General features: G+C 67.4%; 1 protein-coding gene. It reads right to left on the bottom strand.

Annotation, left to right across the window (positions count from 1 at the left end; genetic code table 11):
- The coding region (locus A5650_RS20595) for a non-ribosomal peptide synthetase (protein ID WP_156744226.1) at positions 1-4,481 on the bottom strand (4,481 nt) is incomplete at both ends.

Genomic DNA, 4,481 nt, shown 5'->3' with positions numbered 1-4,481 from the left:
GCATCCTGCCAGTAGGCCAGCTGGGCGGAGATGCGGCTGTCGGGATCATCGAGATCGCCGAGCTGATCACGCTGCCATAACGTGTAATCGACATACTGCACCGGCAACGGGGCCCACTCCGGCACCCGGCCCGCGCACCGGGCGGCATAGGCCATCCCCAGATCAGCCACCAACGGAGTTACGGAGACGCCATCGGCGGCGATGTGATGCACCACCGCCACCAACACATGCTCATCCGCGCTCATCCGGAATAGCGTTGCCCGCAAGGGGATCTCGGCGGCCAGGTCGAACGGCTCACGCACCACCGCGTCGACGGACCCACCCAACCGGTTTTCCGGCCAGCCTTGGGCATCGATGACCTGCCAGCCGAAGTCGGCTTGTTCGACCGCAACCACCCGCTGCTGGGGGACCCCCTGCGGCGCGACAAACAAGGTGCGCAGGGTTTCATGGCGTTCCACCACATCGCCCAGCGCGGCCCCCAACGCCTCCACATCGAGCGGGCCTTCCAGCCGCAGCGCCACCGCCATGTTGTAAACCGCCGAGGGGCCCTGCAACTGATCGATGAACCACAACCGGTTCTGGGCAAACGACAACGGCACCACCGCCGGGCGCTCCACCGTCACCAGCGGCTCCAGGCGCCCCTCCTCGGCGCCGATACGGGGCGCCAAGGCGGCCACCGTTGGTGCCTCGAACAAGGTGCGCACCGCAAGACCGGCGTCCAGGGACTTGTTGATCGCCGCGATCACCCGCATCGCCGACAACGAATCGCCACCGAGGTCAAAGAACGAGTCGTCGACTCCGACCCGCTCCACCCCGAGCACCTTTGCGTAGATGCTGGCCAGGATCTCCTCTGTCAGGGTGGACGGAGCACGATACCGGTCGACATCCGTGTAGTCCGGCGCCGGCAGCGCACGTCTGTCGAGTTTGCCGTTGACCGTCAACGGCAGTGCCTCGAGCCCCACCACGGCCGCGGGCACCATGTAGGTGGGCAGTCGCTCACTGAGCGCGGCGCGCAACGTGACCGGGTCGGCGGTCCCGGTGACATAGCCGACGAGGCGTTTGTCTCCAGGGCGGTCCTCGCGGGCGATCACCACCGCCTGATCGACGCCATCGCAGCCGGCCAACACCGCCTGCACTTCGCCCAATTCGATGCGGTATCCGCGGATCTTGACCTGCTCATCGGCGCGGCCCAGATAGCGCAACTGCCCGTCGGCACCCCAAGAAACCAGATCGCCGGTGCGATACATCCGCGACCCGGGTGGTGCGAACGCGCAGGCCACGAACCGCGCCGCGGTCAACGACGCCCGGCCCACGTAGCCGACAGCGACCCCGGCGCCGGCCACATACAACTCCCCGACCACCCCGGCCGGCACTGGGCGCAACCGCCCGTCGAGCACGAACAGCGCCGCCCCGCGCACCGGCGCACCGATCGGAGCCACACCCGATCCCGCCTCGAGTGGCGCACTCATCGCCGCGTACACCGTGGCCTCGGTGGGGCCGTAGGCGTTGATCATCAGCCGATCTGGTGCCCATCGATCCACCAGCTCCGTCGGGCAGGCCTCACCGGCCACCACCAACGCCGTCGACTCCAACCCCTCTGGGGATAGCACGCCCACCCCGGACGGGGTTTGGCTCAACACGCTGACGCGTTCGGTGACCAACAAGTCGTGGAAATCTTCCGGGGAACGGGCGACCGACTCGGGTACCACCACCAGGCGCCCGCCGTGCAGCAGCGCCCCCCAGATCTCCCATACCGAAACGTCGAACACATACGAATGCCATTGGGACCACGCATGTCCCGGACCCGTCGGCACCATTCCATCCGCCGAGGCCACGAACTGGGTGACGTTGCGGTGGGTCACTGCTACGCCCTTGGGCAGGCCGGTGGTGCCCGAGGTGTAGATCAGGTAGGCGATGTCGTCGGGTGCCGGCGCCGCCAGCGACCTGCTCGGGGAGGCCTTAATTGCCGGCTCGTCGAAGTCGATGACCACCAAGTCATATCCGTCGAGGCGCGCCCGCAAGTCGGCGGTGGTGACCGCCGCGATCGGCGCGGCGTCGGAGATCATGAATTCCATCCGCGCGGCCGGTAGCGCCGGGTCGATCGGCAAGTAAGCCGCTCCGGTCTTGAGCACCGCGACCATCGCCACGATGGCTTCAGCCGACCGGGAAAACAGCAGGGCCACATGGGTTCCCGGACCCGCCCCCTGAGCGGCCAACAGATTCGCCAACCGATTCGACGCTTCATCGAGTTGCCGGTAGGTCAGGGAGCGGCCATCGCAGGTCAGCGCGAACGCGTCCGGGGTGCGCGCCACCTGTGCGGCGAACAACACCGGAATCGATACCGCGGCCGGCGCCGGCGCGGTCAGCGCCATCTGATTGCCCCACTGCTGCAAGCGGGCTTGTTCAGGTTCGTCGAGAAGATCCACCGAAGACAACGACCGACCCGCGTCGGCGGTTATGGCCACCAACACCCGTCCCAGCCGTTGAATAAGCGCCTCGATGCTGGCCGCGTCGAAGACATCGGTGCGGAACTCCACCGCACCACCGATTCCGACGGGCTCACCGGCCTCGCTGAAACGTTCACCCAGCGAAAACGTCAAATCCATACGCGCGGTGTGGGTTTGGGTGGGCAGCTGGGTGACCTGCAGATCGCCCAGGCTCAACCCCGACACCGGGCCGTTGTCTTGGCCAGGGAAGTTCTGCCAAGCCAACAACACCTGCACCAGCGGGTGATGGGCCAATGACCGGGTCGGGTTGAGCCGCTCGACCAGCACCTCGAACGGGGCGTCTTGATTTTCGTAGGCGGCCAGGCTGCGTCGGCGCACCTGGGCCAACAATTCGGCCACGCTGGGATCACCGTCCAGTTCGACGCGCAACACCAGCGTGTTGATGAAACAGCCCACCAACCCATCGAGGGCGGCGTCGCTGCGTCCGGCGATGGCGAATCCGACCGCCAGCTCGCTGCTGGCGCTGAGCTTGGCCAACAACGCCGCCAACGCTGCCTGCACCACCATGAAACTGGTCGCGTTGTGCTCGCGCGCCACCCGCGCCACCTGCTGATGCAACGGCGCGGGCAACTCCACAGTCATGCTGGCCCCACGGTTTTCCGCCACCGCCGGATAGGGCCGATCGGTGGGCAGATTCAACCGCTCGGGCATCCCGGCCAACGCGTCCTGCCAGTAGGCCAGCTGCGCAGCGATCGGGCTGTCGTGATCGGCCACCTCACCGAGCTGGGCGCGCTGCCACAACGTGTAATCGATGTACTGCACCGGCAGCGGGGCCCAGTCCGGGGCCTGCCCGCCGCACCGGCTCGAGTAGGCCACCCCGAGATCGGCCACCAGCGGGGTGATCGACCACCCATCAGCAGCGATGTGGTGCACCACTGCCACCAACACATGCTCATCGGCGCTAAGAGCGAAAAGCGTGGCGCGCAACGGAATCTGGGTAGCCAGATCGAACGGGTGCCGCGCCACCTCGCCGAGGGCCTGCTCCAACTCCTCTGACGGCCACCCGGCCGCATCCACCACGCGCCACCCGAAGTCGGCGCCCTCGACCGGGATCACGACCTGCTGTGGGATCCCGTCGGGAGCCACAAACAACGTCCGTAGCGACTCGTGGCGGCCCACCACATCACCCAGCGCCGCCCCCAACGCCTGCGCATCCAGGCGCCCACCCAGCCGCAACGCGACCACCATGTTGTAAACCGAAGAGGGGCCCTGCAACTGATCGAGGAACCACAACCGGTTCTGGGCGAACGACAACGGCACCACCGCGGGGCGCTCCACCGGCACCAGCGGCGCCAGCCGCGCCTCTTCGGTGCCGATGCGCGGCGCCAACTCAGCCACCGTGGGGGCCTCGAACAAGGCGCGCACCGCCAGGCCGGCGTCGAGGCTGGTGTTGACCGCGGCGACCACCCGCATCGCCAGCAGCGAGTCCCCACCCAACTCGAAGAACGAATCGTCGACCCCGACTCGCTCCACCCCGAGCACCTGGGCGAAGACGCCGGCCAAAATCTCCTCGGTCAGCGTCGAAGGCGCCCGATACCGATCCACATCGGTGTATTCGGGGGCCGGCAACGCCCGCCTGTCGAGCTTGCCGTTGACCGTCAACGGCAACGCCGCGATCGCCACCACCGCGCTGGGCACCATATACGCCGGCAACCGCTCGGCAAGCGCGGGACGGATCCCGGCCGGATCGACTGTGCCGGTGACATAGGCCACCAGCCGCTTATCGCCGGGACGGTCCTCACGCACCAACACCGCGGCCTGCTCCACCGCATCGAGTGCGCTCAGCGCCGCTTGGATCTCACCCAACTCGATGCGATGCCCGCGGATCTTGACCTGCTCATCAGCACGACCCACATACCGCAACTGCCCATCAGCATCCCACCACACCAAATCCCCGGTGCGATACATCCGCTGACCCGCGGCCTCGACACCGGCGAACGGACAGGCCATAAACCGCGACGCGGTCAACCCCGC

The sequence above is a fragment of the Mycobacterium sp. 1164985.4 genome, from assembly GCF_001668575.1.
GTDB lineage: Bacteria > Actinomycetota > Actinomycetes > Mycobacteriales > Mycobacteriaceae > Mycobacterium.
This window is presented reverse-complemented; position numbering and strand designations above follow the sequence as displayed.